20 protein-coding genes, 1 pseudogene and 1 riboswitch are annotated in these 21150 nt (G+C 59.3%); of the genes and pseudogenes, 18 read left to right on the plus strand and 3 right to left on the minus strand.

Annotated elements, in window-relative coordinates; all coding sequences use genetic code 11:
• The first annotated feature begins 49 nt into the window (after window positions 1-49).
• The 11 genes and pseudogenes from ACR0AI_RS09250 to ACR0AI_RS09300 all read left to right on the plus strand — a co-directional run bounded on the left by ACR0AI_RS09250 (window position 50) and on the right by ACR0AI_RS09300 (window position 9318).
• The gene (locus ACR0AI_RS09250; protein ID WP_480673754.1) at window positions 50-1084 is read left to right on the plus strand and encodes a LacI family DNA-binding transcriptional regulator; all 1035 of its coding nucleotides are present in this window, start codon (window positions 50-52) and stop codon (window positions 1082-1084) included.
• Window positions 1084-2385 (plus strand): annotated as a pseudogene (locus ACR0AI_RS09255) (GH1 family beta-glucosidase); the annotation flags it as partial. The gene ACR0AI_RS09250 and the pseudogene ACR0AI_RS09255, both read left to right, overlap by 1 nt.
• A gap of 66 nt (window positions 2386-2451) precedes the next feature.
• Window positions 2452-3411, plus strand: a complete 960-nt coding sequence (locus ACR0AI_RS09260) for a glucokinase (protein ID WP_480673818.1) — start codon at window positions 2452-2454, stop codon at window positions 3409-3411.
• 28 nt (window positions 3412-3439) lie between these two features.
• Window positions 3440-4366 carry a carbohydrate kinase family protein gene (locus tag ACR0AI_RS09265; protein ID WP_480673752.1) on the plus strand — a complete coding sequence of 309 codons (927 nt, stop codon included), beginning with the start codon at window positions 3440-3442 and terminating at the stop codon, window positions 4364-4366.
• Between the two features lie 18 nt (window positions 4367-4384).
• Complete coding sequence (locus tag ACR0AI_RS09270) at window positions 4385-5050, plus strand: D-lyxose/D-mannose family sugar isomerase (protein WP_480673750.1); 666 nt, start codon at window positions 4385-4387, stop codon at window positions 5048-5050.
• Between the two features lie 120 nt (window positions 5051-5170).
• Window positions 5171-5383, plus strand: a complete 213-nt coding sequence (locus tag ACR0AI_RS09275) for a hypothetical protein (protein WP_480673748.1) — start codon at window positions 5171-5173, stop codon at window positions 5381-5383.
• A gap of 5 nt (window positions 5384-5388) precedes the next feature.
• Window positions 5389-5877, plus strand: a complete 489-nt coding sequence (locus tag ACR0AI_RS09280) for a hypothetical protein (RefSeq protein ID WP_480673746.1) — start codon at window positions 5389-5391, stop codon at window positions 5875-5877.
• Window positions 5878-5911: 34 nt separating this feature from the next.
• Window positions 5912-6116: riboswitch (cobalamin riboswitch) on the plus strand.
• A gap of 106 nt (window positions 6117-6222) precedes the next feature.
• Window positions 6223-6570: a DUF1636 family protein gene (locus tag ACR0AI_RS09285; protein WP_480673744.1), complete on the plus strand. Its 348-nt coding sequence runs from the start codon at window positions 6223-6225 to the stop codon at window positions 6568-6570.
• Window positions 6567-7343 (plus strand): ABC transporter ATP-binding protein, encoded by a 777-nt coding sequence (locus tag ACR0AI_RS09290; RefSeq protein ID WP_480673742.1) that lies wholly within the window; start codon window positions 6567-6569, stop codon window positions 7341-7343. Before ACR0AI_RS09285 ends, ACR0AI_RS09290 begins: the two co-directional genes overlap by 4 nt.
• A gap of 12 nt (window positions 7344-7355) precedes the next feature.
• Window positions 7356-8306 carry an ABC transporter substrate-binding protein gene (locus ACR0AI_RS09295; protein ID WP_480673740.1) on the plus strand — a complete coding sequence of 317 codons (951 nt, stop codon included), beginning with the start codon at window positions 7356-7358 and terminating at the stop codon, window positions 8304-8306.
• 1 nt (window position 8307) lies between these two features.
• Complete coding sequence (locus tag ACR0AI_RS09300; RefSeq protein WP_170641305.1) at window positions 8308-9318, plus strand: FecCD family ABC transporter permease; 1011 nt, start codon at window positions 8308-8310, stop codon at window positions 9316-9318.
• A gap of 8 nt (window positions 9319-9326) precedes the next feature.
• Here ACR0AI_RS09300 and ACR0AI_RS09305 read toward each other — a convergent pair whose 3' ends face one another.
• Together ACR0AI_RS09305 and ACR0AI_RS09310 are read right to left on the minus strand one after the other, a co-directional pair.
• Window positions 9327-10082, minus strand: coding sequence for a response regulator transcription factor (locus ACR0AI_RS09305; RefSeq protein WP_480701302.1), 756 nt, complete (start codon window positions 10080-10082; stop codon window positions 9327-9329).
• Window positions 10055-11245, minus strand: a complete 1191-nt coding sequence (locus tag ACR0AI_RS09310) for a GAF domain-containing sensor histidine kinase (protein ID WP_480673736.1) — start codon at window positions 11243-11245, stop codon at window positions 10055-10057. The genes ACR0AI_RS09305 and ACR0AI_RS09310 overlap by 28 nt, the downstream gene beginning before the upstream one ends.
• 224 nt (window positions 11246-11469) lie before the next feature.
• Between ACR0AI_RS09310 and ACR0AI_RS09315 the strand changes: the two genes are divergently transcribed.
• The 6 genes from ACR0AI_RS09315 (at window position 11470) to ACR0AI_RS09340 (ending at window position 18600) form a co-directional block, all read left to right on the plus strand.
• Window positions 11470-12483, plus strand: coding sequence for a substrate-binding domain-containing protein (locus tag ACR0AI_RS09315; protein ID WP_480673734.1), 1014 nt, complete (start codon window positions 11470-11472; stop codon window positions 12481-12483).
• Window positions 12484-12505: 22 nt separating this feature from the next.
• Window positions 12506-13957, plus strand: a complete 1452-nt coding sequence (locus ACR0AI_RS09320) for a sugar ABC transporter ATP-binding protein (RefSeq protein ID WP_480673732.1) — start codon at window positions 12506-12508, stop codon at window positions 13955-13957.
• 1 nt (window position 13958) lies between these two features.
• Window positions 13959-14885: an ABC transporter permease gene (locus ACR0AI_RS09325; protein ID WP_170555060.1), complete on the plus strand. Its 927-nt coding sequence runs from the start codon at window positions 13959-13961 to the stop codon at window positions 14883-14885.
• Window positions 14882-15856 carry an ABC transporter permease gene (locus tag ACR0AI_RS09330; protein WP_480673729.1) on the plus strand — a complete coding sequence of 325 codons (975 nt, stop codon included), beginning with the start codon at window positions 14882-14884 and terminating at the stop codon, window positions 15854-15856. Before ACR0AI_RS09325 ends, ACR0AI_RS09330 begins: the two co-directional genes overlap by 4 nt.
• Window positions 15853-16764, plus strand: a complete 912-nt coding sequence (locus ACR0AI_RS09335; RefSeq protein WP_480673727.1) for an SMP-30/gluconolactonase/LRE family protein — start codon at window positions 15853-15855, stop codon at window positions 16762-16764. The genes ACR0AI_RS09330 and ACR0AI_RS09335 overlap by 4 nt, the downstream gene beginning before the upstream one ends.
• Before the next feature lie 102 nt (window positions 16765-16866).
• Window positions 16867-18600 carry a thiamine pyrophosphate-binding protein gene (locus ACR0AI_RS09340; protein WP_480673726.1) on the plus strand — a complete coding sequence of 578 codons (1734 nt, stop codon included), beginning with the start codon at window positions 16867-16869 and terminating at the stop codon, window positions 18598-18600.
• On the opposite strand, the gene ACR0AI_RS09345 is transcribed toward ACR0AI_RS09340, so the two are convergent.
• Window positions 18594-19472: a LysR family transcriptional regulator gene (locus tag ACR0AI_RS09345; RefSeq protein ID WP_170641291.1), complete on the minus strand. Its 879-nt coding sequence runs from the start codon at window positions 19470-19472 to the stop codon at window positions 18594-18596. The two genes, ACR0AI_RS09340 and ACR0AI_RS09345, sit on opposite strands and share 7 nt — an antisense overlap.
• Window positions 19473-19588: 116 nt before the next feature.
• Between ACR0AI_RS09345 and ACR0AI_RS09350 the strand changes: the two genes are divergently transcribed.
• Window positions 19589-21139: a proton-conducting transporter transmembrane domain-containing protein gene (locus ACR0AI_RS09350; protein ID WP_480673723.1), complete on the plus strand. Its 1551-nt coding sequence runs from the start codon at window positions 19589-19591 to the stop codon at window positions 21137-21139.
• Window positions 21140-21150 lie beyond the last annotated feature (11 nt).

Consider the following 21150-nt stretch of genomic DNA (forward strand, 5'->3'; position numbering starts at 1 on the left):
ACAGGACTTCACCAGTAAAGCCTTCGATTTGAAGGCGCTTTGACTACCTATGAACCTCAAGCAGCTCTCTGAAACACTGGGTCTTTCGCAAACCACGGTCAGCCGGGCGCTGAACGGCTACCCTGAGGTCAACGCTGAAACACGTCTGAGGGTTGAGGCTGCTGCAGCCAAACATGGCTACCGCCCTAACAGCCGCGCCAAAGGGTTGGCGACGGGCAAGTCCATGGTCATCGGTCACGTCATCCCCAGCTCATCAAGGCATGAAATGGTGAACCCGATCTTCGGCGATTTCGTCGCCGGAGCATCAAAAACATATGCCGAGCATGGCTATGACATGATGTTCACCAACGCCGATGACACCTCGATCGAGGCGGCCTATCGCAATCTATTTCAACGCGGAGCGGTCGACGGTGTCGTGCTGCAGGGCCCAAAGGTCAACGAGCCAAGGATTGAGGTTCTGATGCGGATGGCGGTGCCGTTTATCGTTCATGGCCGCTCAACCGGTGTGCAGGCTGAATATGACTGGATTGATGTGAACAACAAAAGTTCGTTCCAGCGCGCGACGCAGTTTCTGATTGACCTGGGCCACCGTCGCATCGCCCTGATCAATGGGCTGGAGGATATGGACTTTGCCCAACGCCGTCGCGCCGGATATCTGGACGCTCTGCAACAGGCCGCGCTGACGCCGGATGCCGCCTTAATGCGCAGCGCCGAAATGACCGAAGTCTATGGTCACCGGGAAACCCATCAGATGCTGCACATCGAGGAACCTCCGACTGCGATACTGGCATCGTCGATGATCACAGCCATAGGCGTGCGCCGCGCGCTAGAAGAAGCCGGGCTGCAGATGGGGCGAGATATTTCGGTCATCGCCCATGACGATGATCTTTCCTATCTCAAAAACGGACAGGATGTGCCGATCTTCACTGCAACGCGGTCCTCGGTTCGGGACGCTGGCGAAATGGCGGCCGAGATGCTGATCCAGCGGATCAAGTCTCCGTCTTCACCGGTACATACGAGGTTGCTTGAGGCCGAGTTGGTCGTCGGGCGGTCAACCGGGCCTGCGCCTACTGGGGTTCGATGATGAAATACACACGCAACGACTTCCCCGGCGACTTTCTGTTCGGCGTCGCAACATCCGCCTACCAGATCGAAGGCCACGCTCAAGGCGGTGCGGGCCGGACGCATTGGGACAGTTTCGCGGCCACCCCCGGCAATGTCGTCGGCGCGGAAAATGGCGCACTCGCCTGCGATCACCTAAATCGGTTCGAACAAGACTTTGATCTGGTTCAGGATGCAGGCTTTGACTGCTATCGCTTTTCGACCAGTTGGGCGCGTGTGTTGCCCGAAGGTCGCGGACATGTAAATCAAGCCGGGCTGGACTATTACGACCGCCTGGCGGACGCGCTGCTTGAACGTGGCATCCGCCCCTGTGCGACGCTCTACCACTGGGAGTTGCCTTCGGCACTTGCAGATCTGGGAGGCTGGCGCAATCGGGATATCGCCGGGTGGTTCGCCGATTTCACCCAAGTGATCATGGGCCGGATCGGAGACCGCATGTATTCGGTCGCGCCGATCAATGAGCCTTGGTGCGTCAGCTGGCTCAGCCATTTCGAAGGCCACCATGCGCCGGGTTTGCGTGATATTCGCGCGGCCGCACGTGCGATGCATCATGTTCTTCTGGCCCATGGCAGCGCAATTCAAACAATGCGTAGTTTGGGCATGTCCAATCTGGGTGCTGTCTTCAACCTCGAATGGGCGGAGCCCACTGATGATAGTGCTGCTGCTCAACGCGCGGCAGCACTCTATGACGGGATCTACAACAGGTTCTTTTTGGGCGGAGTGTTTAAAAAAGCCTATCCCGACAACGTGCTGCAGGGATTGGAGCCTCATTTGCCCGAGGGTTGGCAAGATGATTTCGACACAATCGGGGCACCGGTCGATTGGTGCGGCTTGAACTACTACACCCGCAAGCTGATCACCTCGGCAGACAGTGCATGGCCAAGCCTGACCGAAGTGCCCGGCCCTCTGCCCAAAACTCAGATGGGTTGGGAGATCGACCCCGACGCCCTGACCCGTTTTCTGAAAAGAACCGCAGAAGACTATACCGGTGATCTTCCGATCTATGTTACAGAAAACGGCATGGCGAGCGCCGAGCGCCAGCAAGACGATGAGCGCATCGCCTATCTGGACGATCACTTGACGGCGGTGCAACAGGCTTTGGCTGCGGATGTGCCCGTAAAGGGGTATTTCATCTGGTCTTTGCTGGACAACTACGAATGGGCCTATGGCTATGAAAAACGGTTTGGATTGGTAGACGTGGATTTTGAGACGCTGAACCGTAGGCCCAAAGCCTCCTTCGCGGCTGTAAAGGCCGCACTTTCCAAGGGCTCTACCGAACGACAGGCCTATCGCCAGCCGTCTGGCTCTTTGCGACCACATTGGACATTGGTGGCCGATATAGGCGGTACGAATACGCGTCTGGGCATTGTCTCTGATGGTAAGCTGACCGCATTGCACAAACACCCGACGGGCACCCTGCCCGATCTGCTGGACGCGTTGCATCGTATACGCGATGAAATTGGCACCGCGCCACAAGCCGTTGTAGCGGCTGGGGCCGGACCGGTGCGCGACGGGCGCATCCAACTGACCAACGCGAATTTGGACCTGTCCGAGGACGCTCTGGCCAAGGCGACGGGGGCCACCAACACCTACGTGATCAATGACTTTACGGCAGCAGCGTGGTCCGTGGCCGAAGTGACAGAGGCTGACGTATCCGTCCTGCAAGGTTCTGCCACTCCGCCGATGGGTACGCGATTGGTCGTGGGGCCTGGAACCGGTTTGGGTGTCGGCGCGCTGCTCTATTCGGAGGGGCATTTCCACACCGTCTCAGGCGAAGGCGGCCATGTTGGCCTGTCTCCGCGCACGCGGGATGAGGTCGATATCTTCGACGCCGCCCGCCATCTGGCGCCCGAATGCTCTTTCGACAACAGCCTCGTACTTGAGGCCGAAATGTTCCTCAGCGGAACCGGCTTGCCGATCCTCTATCAGGCCGCTGGCATGGCGGCTGGGCAGGCCAAGCCTCCCGTTCGTACCGCCCGAGATATTTTGCAGGACGCGCAAAACGGTAGTGACCCGATCGCCGTTCGCACCGCAGATTTGTTCATCAGCCATCTGGGTGCGTTGATGGGTGACATGGCCGTCACAGTGATGCCTGCCGGTGGCGTCTTCCTTGTTGGTGGCGTAGCCGAGAAAAACCGCTGGATGTTTGGCGAAACCTTCCGCAACGCGTTCAATGCAGGTGGGCGTTTCAGCGAGTTGCGGCAGTCGATGAACCTTTATATATCGGAACAGGCCGAATTTGGCATTGTTGGCGCTAACAACTTCTGTAAAAATGCGCTTCAGCGATAACTGAGCGTATTTTGGAAGAGGATGTGGGATGATCCTGTGTTGCGGAGAAGCCCTGATCGACATGATTGCCGAACCGACCCTGTCCGGGCGGGACGGTTTTGTTCCACATTCCGGTGGCGCCATATTCAATACCTCTATCGCTTTGGGCCGGTTGGGCGCGCCCGTTGGACTGCTGACCGGCCTGTCCTCGGATATGTTCGGGCAGCAATTGGCCGATGACCTGAGGGCCAGCCACGTGGACACGACACATGTGATTGCCTCGGACAGACCAACCACGCTGGCGTTTGTTCAACTGAAGGACGGCCACGCCACATACACGTTTGTCGACGAAAACACTGCGGGTCGGATGTTACGGGCCGAGGATATGCCGCGCCAACTCCCCGCGGTTTCAGCGCTGTACTTTGGTGGCATCAGCCTTGCCTGTGAGCCTTGCGCGGATGCCTATGCCGCGTTGGTGGCGCAACATGGCGCGAACTGTGCTGTGATGTTGGACCCCAATATCCGACCCGGTTTTATACAGGATCAGACCCGCTACCGCACGCGGTTGAACCAGATGATCGAACAGACCGATATCGTCAAAGTCTCGGATGAGGATCTGGACTGGATCATCCCCGGCCCGGAAAGCCACGATCAGAAAGTTCCCCTGCTGCTTCAAGCAGGCCCCTCTGCCGTCATCGTCACACGCGGGAGCGAGGGCGCCTCGGGTTATCTGGCCAACGGCACGTTTGTCTCAGTCCCTGTCAAACCGGTGCAAGTTGTGGATACGGTTGGCGCGGGGGACACGTTCAATGCAGGGGTTCTGGCCTCGCTGGAACAGGCTGGCCAGCTGACAAAGCCGGGCTTGAAAACACTGTCCCCGGATGCACTACGCGACGCTTTGACCTTGGGTGCAGAGGTGGCCGCTGTGACCGTCTCGCGCGCCGGAGCCAACCCGCCCTGGTCGCACGAATTATAGCCCTACGAAGAGTCCGAGATGAAACGATCCGAAATCAACCGTATCAAGACCGAAGCCCAGGCATTCATCAGTTCATTTGGTGCCGTTCTGCCGCCTTTCGCAGATTGGACACCTGAGCAAATGCGCAGCGCCGATGCCGACAGCATCCGCGCCCATGGGTTAGGATGGGATATCACCGACTACGGTCAGGGCAAGTTCGATGAGCTTGGGTTGTTCCTGTTCACCCTACGCAACGGCAACGTGAGCGATCTGAGTCGAGGGCGCGGTATGCTCTATGCTGAAAAGCTGCTGATCTCTCGCGACAAACAGCTGTCGCCGATGCACCGCCATATCGTCAAAGCCGAGGACATCATCAACCGAGGCGGCGGCGATCTGGTTATGGAAATCTATGCCTCGGACCCCGATGGCGGTATCGACCGCAATACCCCAGTCACTGTTCCCAGCGATGCCTGCCCTGTCACCATACGGCCCGGAGAGCATCTGCGCCTGAAGCCAGGTCAGAGCGTGACCTTGATGCCCGGCATCTGGCATGCCTTCTGGGCGGAAGGTGGGGATTGCTTGATTGGCGAAGTCTCAACCGTGAATGACGACCGGACGGACAACGTATTTGAAGACCCGATCCCCCGCTTTGCAACAATCGAAGAAGATGCATCACCGGATTTCCTGTTGGTTGCCGACTACTGACTTCATTAAGAATTTCGCGCTTGCATTTTCTGACTAATTTAGTCAGTTAACGGCTGACCCAGTCAGATTCAGTTGGAATCATCGCCCGGTCCCATTTTTGCGACCGAAAGATAACCTGACATGCGAAAATCCCACGCCGACCTGTTGGCCATGGACGCTGTTGCCAGTCGCCATGGCTGCGCATTGAAACCAAAACTGAGGCAGGCGATTGAGGCTGATCTCAGCTTTTCCGTCCGCGCTGCATCACCGCGTCTTGAAACGCCAGTTGATCCCAATACGCTTCCGCAAAACGTCCACCTATTGGCCGCGAAAGCCCTCGACCCCAAAAGGTAACGCGCATGAAACACTCGGCATTCAACCACACACTGCCCCGCGTCGAATTTGACGGTTTCGAACGCGGTTTGCTGCCTGTCATGCGGCACTTCATCCTCAGCTTCACAGAGCCGGAAACGCAGGCTTGGCAACATGCCTTTTCGGTAGCGACCGAGCGTTGGGGGCGCGATCAGGGGCTTGTTCTGGCGCATCTGGTCTTCAAGATTATCAAGGCCACGCTACACACCCGCCCTCTGGGTCTGGCCTTCAAAGACCCGCTTTGTGTTGAAACACGGCAAGAACTGACATGTGACGAGCACGCCCTGCTCCGGATGCTGCATCACATGCGCCGCGACGAAACTCCGGCAGCGCGCGATGCCTTGAATGATTTGACCGGAGACTACCCGGACGCCCATCTGATACAGGCCGGTTTGACCCTGGCCAGCCAGTTCCCGACAAATGGCGTCGGACCGGGCCAAAGCGCGCGCAGGCCAACCCTGCGCGTGGTCCGATAGCGCGATTCCGGCGCTTGACAACAGGAGCGTGAGCAGACTAGCTGCTCTGGATGGTTCCCGACGGCCTGTGCCTTAGGGATGAAAATGGGAATACGGTGCGGCCCAAGTGCCAATGCCGTGACTGCCCCCGCAACTGTAAGTGGAGAGCGACGCCACAAAACCACTGGCCCCTAAGGTCGGGAAGGTTGGCCGAGCAATGACCCGCAAGTCAGGAGACCTGCCATCACAGTTTAACCAACCCGGGGCGGGGTGTCCCGGAAGGAGGCTCGATGGCACATCTGCGTGCTGATGCAATTCATGGCTTTTGCCTTCACTTGGCTTTTATTCAAGTTGGCTACCCGTGCCATGGCTGATCATTTTGTCCTGATATGCGGCACCTGCACTGGGCCGATCCCCGCACATAAGGCGAAGGAAACGCTGGATAGCCAGCTGCCCGAGGGGTTCTCGACACACCTGATCGACTGTATGGCCGGGTGCGACCGACCTATGACGGTTGGGCTGCAGGCCAAGGGAAAGGCGCAATATCTGTTTGGCGACATTCAATCCCCCGCCGATCTGAGCGCTTTGGCTGAGTTCGCCCATCAATTCCGCGACAGCGAGGATGGCTGGACCAGCGCCTCGACCCGTCCCTTGGCGCTCTATACCAAAACCCTGTCGCGCATGCCCTGCCTGCCACCGGAGAACACGGCATGAGCTTTCTGGTCGCTGAAAACCTGGAATACTATGCCCTGAACGGCGATGTTCTGCTGCGCGACACCTCGTTCACGCTTGAGGAAGGCGCGATATTGGCCGTCGCTGGCCCGAACGGAGCTGGCAAGACGACGCTGCTCAACCTCTTGTGCGGCGTCGAAAAGCTGGCACTGGGGGATGTGCGCATTCAGGGGCAAAGCCTGCGGAAACTGTCGTCGCTGGAGCGGGCCAGACGGATTGCCGTTGTCGGTCAGCAAGAAATGCCCGACGGGCGGCTGCAACTGCGCGATTATGTGGCCCTTGGGCAAATCCCGATCAAGGCCGACAAATCCGCCGAAGCTCTTAAGACGGACCTGCAGCGCGTATTGGACACCACCGAACTGTCCCATCTGGCCGGCAAACAGATGGCAAAACTGTCCGGCGGAGAGCGCCAGCGTGCTCATATCGCACGGGCTTTGGCGCAGAACCCCTCGCTGCTGTTTTTGGACGAACCCACCAATCATCTCGACCCTGATGCCAAAGGGCACATGCTGTCTCTGGTCGCCGAGTTGGGCGTGACGGTTGTGATGATCGTCCACGATCTGGTCATGATCCCCGAATTCGCCAGCCACGTGGCCCTGATGAAGAACGCGCAACTGACGGCCTTTGGCCCGGTCTCCGAAGTTCTGACGCCAGACCGCGTGCGCGAGACTTTTGGTGTTGACTATCTGTGTTTCCAGCACGAAGGACGCGTGATCCCCGCGCTAGACATCCGAAAACGAAAGCTTTCATCTTAACAGGAGAGATTGATGAAACAGAAACTCTTGTCCGCTGCGGTTCTAAGCGCACTGGCAAGCGGCGCTGCCGCGCAAGAGATCACCGTCGACAATTGCGGTGAACCTCTGGTGTTCGACAGCAAGCCCGAGCGGATCGTGGTTCATGACATGAACATGACCGACATGGCCTTTGCGTTGGGTCTTCAGGACAGCATCGTTGGTCTGACCGGCATCACCGGCTGGTACAAAACTAGCCCCGATTTCGACGCGCAGCGCGGTGACATTCCCGAGCTCGCCCCGAAATACCCGACGGTCGAGAACCTCGTCGCAGTCGAACCCGACATGTTCTTCGCCGGGTGGTACTACGGTATGAAGCCCGGCGGTGACGTTACCCCCAACACGCTGGAGCCCTTTGGCATCAAGACCATGGTGCTGACCGAAAGCTGCATCCACCTTAACAAAGACCGTCCCGAAGCCAGCATGGATCTGCTGTTTGACGACGTTCTGCGTCTGGGCAATGTCATGCAGGTCGAGGACAAAGCGACCGCGCTGGTCTCGGGCTGGAAAGACCAACTGGCCGCGATCGAGGCCAAAACCACCGATCTGGAAAAACCCCGGGTCTTCCTGCTGGACGGCCCGGCTGATGCGCCCTTTACCGCAGGCAAATATGCCATTCCCGACGCGATGATCGCAGCGGCTGGCGGCGTCAACGTTACCCATGACATGGACACTAGCTGGGGCCGCACCTCGTGGGAGGCTGTCGCCGCCTCGAACCCCGAATTCCTTGTCCTGCTGGACTATCAAACCGGCAACGGCGCGGCGGATACGTTCAAGTTCCTTCAGGAACATCCGGTGATGTCGCAGACCGATGCGGTCAAGAACGAGCGCTGGATCGGCCTGCGCTACGAAGAGCTGACACCGGGACCGGCAAACATCGAAGCGATCGAGAAGATGGCAACGGCGATGCACCGGGGAAACAGCTGAGATGACGAAGACGGGCCAGGCGGTCCTGCTGGGGGCGGTCATTCTGACCGCCCTTTTGCTGCTGTCGACGATCTACGGCACCACTCCGATCCCCTTGGCCGAGGTTTTCACCGCGATTGGGCTGGGTACTGGCGTAACTGAGGGCGATATGTCCCCTTTGCACCGGATCGTCTTTGACCTGCGCCTGCCCCGCGCGTTGTTTGCGGCGGTGATTGGGGCCGGGCTGGGTGTTGTCGGGGTCGTTTTGCAGACGACAACGCGCAATGACCTGGCTGACCCGTTTCTGTTTGGCCTCTCGTCCGGGGCCGCTGCGGGCGCCGTTCTGGTCATCACTGTAACAGGCGATGTTCTGGGCATCTGGACCCTGCCGCTGGCGGCGTTTTGCGGGGGCCTGATCGCGTCCGGCATTGTTCTGGCCCTGGTTCAGAGCCTACGTACCAGCGCGCCGGAAAAGCTGATCCTTGCAGGCCTGGCTGTGTCTTTCCTGTTTTCGGCCATCACCAACTATCTGATCTTCGCCGGCGACAGCCGCGCCGCGCATTCCGTCATTTTCTGGATGCTAGGCGGCCTTGGTCTGGCCCGGTGGGAGACCTTTCCACTTGTCGTGCTAGGGCTGACCCTGATCCTGGGCTATTCCCTCTATCGCAGCCGCTGGCTCGACGCGCTTCTGACGGGGGATTTTACGGCCTCAACACTGGGTATTCCAGTGCAAGGCCTGCGGTTTCGGATGTTTCTGGTCGCCGCCTTGGCCACGGCCAGCTTTGTGTCGGTGGCAGGCGTGATTGGCTTCGTCGGCCTGATGGTCCCGCATATCGCCCGAGGCATCGCGGGAACGCTCCACCGCAATCTCTTGATCACATCCGCCGTCGTCGGGGCCATCCTGCTGACGCTTTCAGACATTCTGTCACGGCTGCTTCTGGCCCCGCAGGAACTGCCGGTGGGGATCGTCACGACCTCGATCGGGTCGCTGTTTGTGTTCCTCTACCTGTTCAAATCCTCACGATCTGACTAACACGACCTTCATCCCAGGTTTTGCCGACGTTCAAGCCAGCTGCCCAGCTCTTTTTCCGCCGAAAAGATGCTCTCTCGGTTCAGTATCTGAGAGGTCATGGCCTTTGAAACCGCCCGGACACGTTTGTTGATCGCGATATCGCTGGCATCCACCGGCAGATCGCCCACATCCAGTTTTTCATAGATCGACAGCAGCCGGTTCTGCACCGTCCTCAGAGCCAGCTTGCGACGCAGCGCGATGGTCTTGTCGGGCAAACCAAGGGCGAGATCGGATAGGATTGCCAGCTCAACCTCCGTCAGCGCCTCACCCGAGCGGCTCTGTTCGCGTTGGATCTGGTGGATTTCCCGGTCCACCATGATCTGCGCCTCGATCAGAACGGCGCGCAGGGCCAGATGCATGCGTGAGGGGCTGGCCGTTTTCAAAACATAGCCGTAGGCGGCCTCTTTCGGAACGATACGCGCGATGCCGCGCAGGTAGGCCTCGTCCGAGTAGTTGGACCAGAACAAAATGCGGGTTGCAGGTCGTTCAGACCAAATGGTCCGCGCGGCTTCGATTCCGTTGCGCTCTTTCATGCGCAGGTCCATGACAATGGCTTCAACACCGTTCTGCCGGGCCTGCTCTTCCCCTTCCCAGCCGTTCGAGGCGAGGCTCAGATCGGTCACCTCGGGCAAGGCATCCTGAACCAACTCCCGCAGGTAATTCGCGTGCATTGCATCGTCTTCGACCAGCAGAACCTTCATGCCAACACCTCGGTTTTCGGGCATTCAGAAGCCGGTAGACAGACCGTAATCTCGGTCCCGCCATTGTAGCGGATGTCAAACTTCGCCGCGATAAGTCGTGCGCGGGTTCGCATATGCGTCAACCCGCCCGAGGCTTGCCGGATTTCAATCGCCCCCATGCTGCGCCCATTGTCCCGCACGCGAAGGTGCAGCCCGTCCTGACATACAATCTCGACCTCGATCCGACTGGCCGAGGCGTGTCGGACCGCGTTGTTGATCGCCTCTTGTGCGATACGGAACAAGGCGATGCGCTTGGTTTGCGGCAGCTGGTCGACCATCCCGCCGGACAGGTCACGCACGTCAATCTCGACCCCTTCATCCGGGTCAATCGCGCGTTCAAGATGGGTTCGCACGGCGTGCTGAAAACCGAACAGCTCCAGCAGGGACGGAATCGAAGTGTCGATGATCTCACGCAATCCCTGAATGCAGTTCCTCATACTGCTGCGCAGCCCGTCCAGATCCTGAGGCGTTTCGCACCGTTCCAAATCCCGGCTGATCCGCGTCATGTCGGCCAGAGTTTGATCGTGCAGATCCATCCCGATCCGTTGGCGTTCCAGCTCTAGCGCATCTGTCAGGCTGAGGGCCCCAAGCCGCAACCCCTCTTCCCGCGCCTGCACCTCGGTCCGCATGATCGCCTCACGCCGAGCCTGTTCATTCGCACGTAGAGCATAAAAATACGGGGCCAGAATATCCGCAATATTGCGCACCTGTTCGACGGCCTGTTCATCATAGAAATCGAGCTTTTGGGATGAACAGTTCAACGACCCGATGGTGCGGCCCAGCACTTTCATCGCCACATTCACGCGGCTGCGCATATTGTGTTTGAGGATGGGATCATAGTCCCCGCCTTCGAACACATATCGCGGGTCCTCCGGCGCGTTTCCAGTCAGCATGTAGTCGCAATCTCCCCGCAGGATATCGCGCACGGGCGAGACCTCGACAGGGGCGCGTGTGCGGCTCCAACTGGTTCGCAGGCCGACCTCATAACTTGTGTTGAGCCGCCCTTCCTCGTCGATCAGGCAGACATCCAGGTGATCGATTTCCAGAATACGCACGATCTCGGATTTGACTGACCGCAACGCGGATTTGATATCCAGATTGCCTGCCAGATGGTTCGAAATCCGCAAATAATAGGCAAGATCGGCCATGTGTTCTCTTTCGCAGCGCCAGCCTGCCGCAACCGGCATGGGCGAGTATATCGACCAGCGGATCGAGTGTCATGCGGGTCGCCGCAGCCTATTTGCGGGAACCCGCAAGGAATGCGCGCGTCCTACTCTTACGCCGCGCGTGCCCTTCAGAGACTTTAGGCACGTCGGCCCCGTCAGGCTGGCACCAAAATCGTGCGGCGCTTGGGCCGCTTTGGGAGGAAAACATGACACTAAAGGCCATATTGCTCGGCGCTGCGGCCGGGATCATCACCCTGACAGCCCCGGCTGCCGAAGCGGATACATCCGACAAACGCATTGCCCTGTCGAACAACTATGCAGGTAATTCCTGGCGGCAAGCCATGCTGGAAAGCTGGCAGAAAAACGGAGATCAGGCCGTCGCGGATGGTGTGGTCGCCGCTGCTGACGCCTTTACGACCTCGGAAAATCAAGCCACCGAACAGGCGGCTCAGATTCAGAACATGATCCTACAGGGCTATGACGCGATCGTAGTCAACGCCGCCTCGCCCACCGCAATCAACGGCGCGGTCAAGGCTGCGTGCGATGCGGGTATCACGGTTGTATCCTTCGACGGCATCGTTCAGGAACCCTGCGCATGGCGTATCGCGGTCGACTTTCAGCAGATGGGGCGCGAGCAGGTGAAATACCTCGCCGAGCGCTATCCCGATGGCGGCAATCTGCTGGAAATCCGCGGTCTGGCCGGGGTGTTCGTCGATGACGAGATCAGCGCAGGTATTCATGATGAGGTGAAGAACACCAATTTCGAGATCGTGGGCTCGGTCCATGGGGATTGGGCGCAGGATGTGGCTCAGAAGGCCGTCGCCGGTATCCTGCCCAGCCTGCCCGAGATCGTGGGCGTCGTAACCCAGGGTGGTGACGGCTATGGGGCGGCGCAGGCCATCGGGGCCACGGATCGTCCAATGCCAACCATCGTGATGGGCAACCGTCAGGACGAACTTCAGTGGTGGTCGGATGAGCAGGACGCAAACGGATATCAGACAACCTCTCTGTCGATTGCGCCAGGCGTCAGCACGCTGGCCTTTTGGGTCGCCCAGCAGATTCTGGATGGGCAAGAGGTTCCGAAGGACCTGACCGTACCATTCCTGAGAATCGATCAGGCAGATTTGAAGGACGCCCTGAAAACAACGCCTAAAGGCTCGGTCGCGAACGTGGAATACACGCAGGATCAGGCCAAAGACGTCATCGCGTCGGCCCAGTAAGCGCGTGAAGACTGACAAGAAAATGGGACCCGGAGCCACCGCTGCACCGGTTGTCTCTCTGGAGCAGGCCCATCTGTCCTATGGGCCTGTTCTTGCCCTACGCGGTGCGACGTTGAGCATCAGCGCAGGGGAATGCGTTGGACTTGTCGGCCACAATGGGGCCGGGAAATCCACGCTGGCGAATGTGATCAACGGCCGCCTGACGCAAACTCAGGGCGCCGTCCACCATCGGAACGCAGATCCCGCCCTGCGCAACAGCCGGAACGCGCAGAATGCAGGCATTCGCAGCGTGTTTCAGGAGCTGTCGCTCTGCCCGAACCTGACCGTTTTGGAGAACCTGCGTATCCCCTATCGCAACATGCCGCGCAAAGGCTGGCGGCGGGTTGCGCGACAAAAGATGCTCGACTCGTTGGATCTAGTCTTTCCGGGTCATGGCATCCACGCCCGCGCCACGGTTGGAAACCTGACCATAGCCGAGCGTCAGATGGTCGAGATCGCCATCGCCTTTGCCGACCGCGACCGAGAACCTAGCCTTGTTATTCTGGACGAGCCAACCTCGTCCCTTGACGCCGCCATCGCGCAACAATTGCTGGACCATATCAAACGGTTCTGTGCCAAGGGCGGCGCGGTGCTGTTCATCTCGCATATGATGGGTGAGATTTTCGAAGTCTCGACCCGGATCATTGTCATGAAAGATGGCCAGATCGTTGATGACCAACCTGCCAGCCAATTCACCCGCACTTCGATCGTGGATGCGATGGGGCATGTCGCGCCTGATGACGACGCCTCGGGCGCCGGACGGGCAGATCGGACCCTTGGGGCCGAGGTTGTGCGCGCGGCGAACGGGTTGAACGCCCGCGCGGGTGAAATCGTCGGGCTTGCCGGGCTTGCGGGTCACGGACAGGCCGAAGCACTGGCGCAAATCTTCTTCGACCACGCCCCAATATGGAAATCCGCACGCCAGCCCGAGGTGGTCTTTGTCGCCGGAGACCGCGCCCGCGACGGCCTCATGCCGCTCTGGTCGATCATGCGAAACCTCTCGCTGACCATCCTGCCCGAGTTCGGCAAGAAAGTGATGGTGGATCGCAGCAGCGAGGCGGACATGGTTCAGACCTGGAAAGACCGTATCGGCATTCGCACCGACAACCTGTTGAACCCGATCCTGTCCCTTTCGGGCGGCAACCAGCAGAAGGTTCTGTTTGCCCGTGCGCTGGCCTCCTCCGCGCCGATTGTGGTGATGGATGACCCGATGCGCGGCGTGGATGTGGGCACCAAGAAAGACGTCTATCAAATGATACAGGCAGAAGCCGCAAGAGGCCGCAGCTTCCTGTGGTACTCGACCGAGACCGACGAAATCCTCGAATGTGACCGGGTCTTCGTATTCCGCGCCGGTCAGATTGCCGCCGAGCTGGAAGGTGATGAGATCACCGAGGAGAACATACTAAACGCCTCTTTCCAGATGCAGGAGGCCTGAGATGACCAGCGACCGTTTGCGCCTATTGCTGCCCGTTCTGTCTCTGGCCGTCCTGTTGGGCGCCGTGTTCTACCTGCAACCCCGCGCGATGAGCTATTTTGGCCTGAACCTGCTGTTCAATCTGGCGATCCCCGTGGCCCTGGCGACCATTGCGCAGATGATGATCATCATGGTCAACGACATCGACCTATCGATCGGCACTTTCGTCAGTTTCTGCGCCTGTGTCACGGCCACATTCGTGCATGACACGCCGCTGCTGGGCTATGGGATTCTGGCCGCTGCGATTCTGGCCTACGCGGCACTGGGGGCCTTGATCCAACTGCGCGGATTGCCCGCAATCGTCGTGACCTTAGGCATGTCTTTTGTCTGGGGCGGGCTGGCGGTGCTGATCCTGCCCTCACCCGGAGGAGCGTCGCCCGAATGGCTGAAAACCCTGATGAATTTCAAAACCCCACTGGTGCCGGTTGCCGTGATTGCTCCGCTGGTCGTGGCCTTTGCCGTGCATCTGTTGATCAAACGGTCCTGGGTGGGCGTGGTTCTTCAGGGTGTTGGCGGCAATGAACGCGCAATGGAGCGCGCTGGTTGGTCGGTCGTCCGCCTGCGGGCCTCTGCCTATGGATTGGCGGGCCTGTTCGGAGTGCTGGCAGGCATGTGCCTTGTCGGACTGACCACTGCGGCGGATGCCAATATCGCGCTGCGCTATACGCTGTTGTCGATTGCGGGCGTGATCCTTGGCGGAGGCGAATTTGTCGGCGGTCGTGTCTCGCCCTTCGGGGCCGTTATCGGGGCGCTGACCCTGACCCTTGCCGCCAGTTTCCTGTCCTTTCTGCGCCTCTCGCCGGATTGGCAGATCGGTGCACAGGGCGCGATCCTGATCCTCGTTCTGGCCGTGCGACTGTTCTTTGTCCGCAAGGAGGTCTCGGCATGAGTGATCAAACCACCCCTGACACCGGACACAATCCCTTGCGGGCAATTGTTCAGAAACCGTGGCTCTGGGCTTATCTGGCCGCAGGGATTACCTTTGTCGCCACCAGTCTGCTGGCCGGGTCCGGGGCGGGGTCACTACTCTATGCGGCTCTGACCTTTGCCTCCTTCTCGGCTATTGTCGGCATCGGACAGATGCTCGTGATTACGCTTGGTCCCGGCAATATCGACCTGTCTGTTCCAGCCACAATGACATTGGCCGCCACTTTGGCGCTAAAGTTCATGGACACGCAGTCCGCGCTGATCCTGCCCGGCCTGCTGGTTGCAATCGGAATAGGCATCGGTTGCGGGATCGTGAACTTTGCACTGATCCTGGTACTGCGCATCCCGCCCATCATCGCAACACTGTCCGCCTCGTTCCTGTACCAATCGCTGGCGATCTGGTCGAACCGGGGGCTGCGCATCAAACCACCGGAACCCCTGGCCGAGTTCGCCTCTGGCGGGACGTTCGGGGTTCCGAATGTCGCCTGGGTCGGCATTGCGCTGGCCGTCTGCGCATGGCTGTTGCTCGAACGCGCGATTGCAGGACGGTGGATCTCGGCCATCGGGCAAAACCTACGCGCGGCAAGGCTCAGCGGGGTCCCGGTGAACGCGGTGCGCTTTGGCATCTATGTCAACTCAGCCGTTTGTGCCGCCTTGGCGGGGTTTCTGCTGGCCAGCTTCTCGGGCGGGGCCAACCTGAACATGGGCACCGAATACATGTTGATGTCCATTGCCGTCGTCGTCATTGGCGGGTCGTCCATCGGCGGAGGCAATTCGAACGTACCCGGCATCTGGGGGGCGGCGCTGTTCATGTTCCTGATCGTATCGATGCTGAATTCATACGGTCTGGGCGCCGGAATTCGCCTAATTTTGACCGGGCTCGTGATTGTGGGTGTGGTCACTCTGGCCAGCCGAAAGGGATATAGCGCATGAGTCATTCGCAGATATATGAGGTCATCCGTCCTGCGTTTCGGGACCTGATCCACTCAAACCTCACGCTGGCGCGGATCGCAACGGGCCATGTTTGGACCGAGGGGCCGGTCTGGTTTCCCGCGCATGAAACGTTGCTGTTCTCGGACATCCCGAATGCCCGAATGTATCGCTGGACCCCGCATGGCGGCACCAGCTTGTTCCGCCAGAACTCGAACTATTCCAACGGCAACACGCGTGATCGCGAGGGGCGGCTGGTGACCTGCCAGCACGCAACCCGCTCGGTTGTACGAACCGAACATGACGGGCAACTGACAACAATGGCTGACCGTCATGATGGCCGCCGGTTGAATTCGCCCAACGACGTGATCACACGGTCGGATGGCTCGATCTGGTTCTCGGATCCGACTTACGGCATCCTCTCTGATCTCGAAGGTCACAAAGCCAAACCCGAACAGGAAGGCAGCTTTGTCTTCCGCCTTGATCCGGACAGTCCGGAACCCACCATTGTTTCACGCGATTTCGTGCAGCCGAACGGGCTGGCATTCTCTAAAGATGAAGGCTGCCTGTACGTCGCCGAATCCGGCAGCAGCCATGACCCGGACGTTCCTTCTTTACTGAAGGTCTTTGATGTCCAGCCGGACGGCGGGCTTGGCAAACCCAGCGATTTCGCCGCGATTGATAAGGGTCTGCCCGACGGGCTACGCGTAGACCAATACGACAATGTCTGGTGCTCAGCGGATGACGGGGTGCATGTGTTCTCGCCCGACGGAGAGCTGCTTGGCAAGGTGAAAACGCCCGAGACCGTCGCGAACCTTTGTTTCGGTGGCCCGCGCGGCAATATGCTGTTCATCACCGCAACCACCAGTGTTTACGCAGTTCACGTGAACACCAAGGGCGCTGTAGGATAAGCAAATTCTGGACTTCCGATCCTCGCCTAGACATGGTGGCGATGTGCGCAAACCCCCTCAAAAGGGTTTGCCCGAAACACGCCACCAACGAAGGTCCACCTGATGAACCAGCCCCATACAACGCGCATGAATGGCGCGCAGATCATCCTGAAAATGCTGGAGCTTCACGGCGTTTCCCATGTTTTCGGTCTGCCCGGAGAGACAACGATTGGTTGGTACAAGGAATGGCGCGCCAATAGCGGGATCGAGTTCGTGCTGACCCGCGATGAACGCACGGCAGCTTTCGCGGCCGAGGCCTATGCAAAGATCACAGGACGGCCCGCCGTACTTGAAGCGCCCAGCCCCGGTGTGACCCACTGCACTCCGGGCATTACCGAGGCGTTCCTCAGCTCGGTGCCGGTGATCTATTTCAGCTCGGACATCCCGATCAATCAGGACAAAAAGCACGGACTGACCGGCGTCGATCAGACCAAGCTCTATGACAGCATCTGCAAGGAAAGCTTCGTGCTGACCAATGCGCGAGACATCCCGTTCCTGATCCGGCGGGCCTTTCGCGTGGCAACCTCAGGCCGTCCGGCGCCTGTTCATATCCGTGTGCCGATCAACATTTTTGGCGAGGAGGCTGAGATCACCGACCTGTATGCCGAACCCGACTACAGTACCTATCCCGCGCACCGGCCGGTCGCGGATCACAGCAAGATCCGCGCTGCAATCGACGTGCTGTTGGCGGCGCAAAAACCTGCGATTGTCTGCGGTCAGGGCGCGCTGATCTCACAAGCCTCTGACGCGATTCTTGAACTGGCTGAACGGCTGCAAATCCCGGTCGGCACCACCACACCAGGCAAAGGCACCATCCCAGAGGATCACCCGCTGGCCCTGCGCGTCATCGGTGGCCGCGGCGGGATGGAGTATTCGAACCAGTACCTGCTTGAGGCCGACACAATCTTCTTCGTCGGCTCAAATACCGACAGCGCCGGAACGGATCACTGGAAACTCTACGGCGATCCCTATACCAAAAACTTCCTACACCTTGATATTGCAGAGGCTCATGTCGGAAACACCTTCCCGCTGAAGGTTGGCCTTGTTGGTGATGCCCGCGCAACGATCGAATATATGGTTGAAATTCTTAAGGCTGAGCATCCCGGCCTTCAACGGACGCCATTGGATTTGAACCCGATAAAACAAACCGCGCTGGACAAGGTCTTCAACTCGAACATCCCGATGCCCGAAGGCACGATCTCACCGGTCAAGCTGTCTCAGGTGTTGGATAGGATAATGCCCGATGATGCGATTGTCACGTCTGAGCCCGGCGTAAGTGCGATCTATCCATCGGCGCTGCTGACGTTCCGCAAACCGGGGCGGCGCTACATCACCAACTACTCGATGGGGGCGCTGGGATATTCGGTGCCTGCCGCAGTTGGTGCGATCTATGCCCATGACGGCCCGGTCATTTCCTTCACCGGAGACGGATCGTTTGGGTTCGTCATCGGCGATATGGAGACCTTGAAGCGTAGCGGCAAGAACATCACCGTCATTCTGACCCGCAACGACACGTTTGGCTGGATCAGGGGTGAGGCGATCCTGCTCGACGATGTGGATGAGCCTTGGACCACCGATTTCGGACGCGTCGACTATTGCAAGGTGGCCGAAGGGTTCGGCTTCAAAACCGCCCGGATCACCTCTGAGGCCGATATCGAACCAATCCTGTCCAACGCCATCACCAATCCTGGCGCGAATTTCATTGAGATGATGGTGCCCTCACAAGACAAGATCATACCCTTCGTGCCCAACTGGGTTCGCGTCGCTCGTGCAAAGAACCTGCCCCACTTCTACTGAGGCAGGCTATATGTCAGCAACTCCCGCACCAGCGGATTGGGAAAACGACGTTTGAAGGTGACGGCGTGAAAGCTCTCCTTGATGCGGGGATGCTCCTCAGCCTCGACCAGACGGCCCGAGGACAGCTCATCCTGCACCACGATCGGAGCCACCAACGCAAGGCCGATATCCTCACGCGCGAGCAGGCGCATCATGGCCATGTCGTCCACTTCGGCCGCGATCTGAGGTCGGACGGACATGCGGCTGGCCATCGAATCAAACGCCGTGCGGACGCTGCTATTTGTGGTTGGCAGGATAAAGGGCTGCTCCTCCAACAGTTCCCGGATCGGGCGCTCTGGATCCAGTCGCGCCGGCGTGCCGACGATGCTGACGGGTTGTTCCGCCAGATGGTGCGTTTCAAAACTGGTTAGGCTGTCGCTGGCAGGCTCGTGATTCATGAGAACCAGGTCGAAATTCAGCGTCTCCAGCCCCTCAAGCAACTCGCTGGGATTGCCTGATCGCAGGATCACCTCGACATCTGAGCGCGCCAGCATCGGGCGCAGAAAGCCGATCTGAAAGTTCCGTGACAACGTCGCCTGCGCGCCAACCCGAAGCGCAGTACGAGCGTTGCCCTCATCCTGCAGAGTGGCCACAAGTTCTTGCCCTGTCGCGAAAATTGCGTCCGCATGGTCCAGCGCGATGCGCCCGGCCTCGGTCAGATGCAGCTTGCGCCCGCGGCGTTCAAACAGGGGGTGACCCAGCCGTTCCTCAAGCTCTTTGATCTGAACGGACAGTGCGGATTGCGACAGGTTCAGCCGTTGGGCTGTGCGGGTCAGGTTGCCATCATGGGCGACCGCCCAGAAGTAACGTAGGTGATGATAGTTAAGCGGCATATCGTTCTATTTAGTAGAACGTAATCTCTATAACAATGTATTTTTCATACACAGGATTGCGCAATATGTCCTGCTCAACCAGCCAAATCAGGCTGGACTCACAAGGAACGCGCATCATGACCTACCTGTTTCTACCCCTGCTTAGCCCGCTGATCTTGCTGACATCGGCCTACTATGCCAGCCGCAATCCGGGACTGCGGCCAACCCATGCCTCGAGACTGTCGGAATGGGCGGCATTGGCGGCTTTTGGAGCAGCTGCGCTGTCGGCTCTGATGCTGGTTCTTCACGGCTCCGGAACCTCTGGTTTGATCGGGTTTTGGGGAGTTGGCCTCTCCGTAAGGCTTGATGCGGTCAGCGCCACCATGCTTGTTCTAGTCAGCTTCATCGGATGGGTCGTCCTGCGCTACTCGGCCACATATATGGATGGAGAGACCCGTCAGGGCGCGTTCACCGGTTGGATGTCGGCAACACTCGCCTCGGTTCTGTTGCTGGTGATGTCGGGCAACCTGATCCAATTGCTTGCCGCGTGGATTGCGACCAGCCTGCTGCTTCACCAACTGCTACTCTTCTACCCCGATCGAACCACAGCCCGACGGGCAGCGCGGAAAAAGGCTGTTGTGGCGCGTATCAGTGAAGGCGCGCTGGCCCTCGCGGTGGTCCTGTTGATCGCAAACTATGGCACTACGGACATAGTCTCGATCCTGTCTTCGGCCGAACCAAACGGGCTGACCATCGCCGCTGCCCTGCTGATCGCGCTGGCCGCCATCATGGCCTCGGCCCAGTTCCCGGTCCACGGTTGGCTGACCGAGGTGATGGAGGCCCCGACCCCTGTCTCGGCCCTTCTGCATGCGGGCGTCATCAACGCTGGAGGGTTCCTGCTGATCCGCTTTGCCGACGTGATGCTGGCGGCACCGGGCATCATGGCGCTGCTGGTGATGCTTGGCGGGTTCACCGCGCTGTTCGGCGGTCTGGTGATGCTGACGCAACCGGCGGTGAAGACCTCGCTGGCGTGGTCGACCATTGCCCAAATGGCCTTCATGATCATGCAATGCGGGCTGGCCCTGTTTCCGCTGGCACTGCTACACATCGTGGCGCATTCGCTCTACAAGGCGCATGCTTTCCTCAGCGCGGGAGAGGCCGTGCGCAACGTAGCAGCCATCCGCAGGCCCGGCCCAGTCGCTGTGCCAAGCGCGCGGAACGTGTTGCTGGCATTTGCCACCGGCATCCTGATCTACGGCATCGTCGCCATGACGTTCGGCGTAGACGGCAAATCCGTTCAGGCGATTGCCCTTGGCGTGATCCTGATCTTCGGCGTCGCCTATCTGCTGGCGCAGGGCTTTGCCGATGCCGCACCCGGCGCGTTGACCCGTCGTACTGTTGTCTATGCTGGCGTAACCTCAATCAGCTACTTCGTCTTGCAGATCATCGCCGTGCATCTGACCAAGGGCGCCTTGCCCGCAGCGCCTGCGCCCGGGCCGTTGGAGTGGACGTTGATCATTCTCGCCCTGATCAGCTTTGGCGCGGTCGCTCTGGCGCAATCCACCTTCCCGCTTTGGGCCTCGCACCCGGCGGCGGCAGGCATTCGGGTGCATCTTTCAAACGGGCTCTATGCCAACGCAATCTTTGACCGGCTGCTGGACGGATGGTCCAAGCGCCAAACCGTGTAAGAAGGGTTTCT

Source organism: Ruegeria sp. BG3 (genome assembly GCF_056538485.1).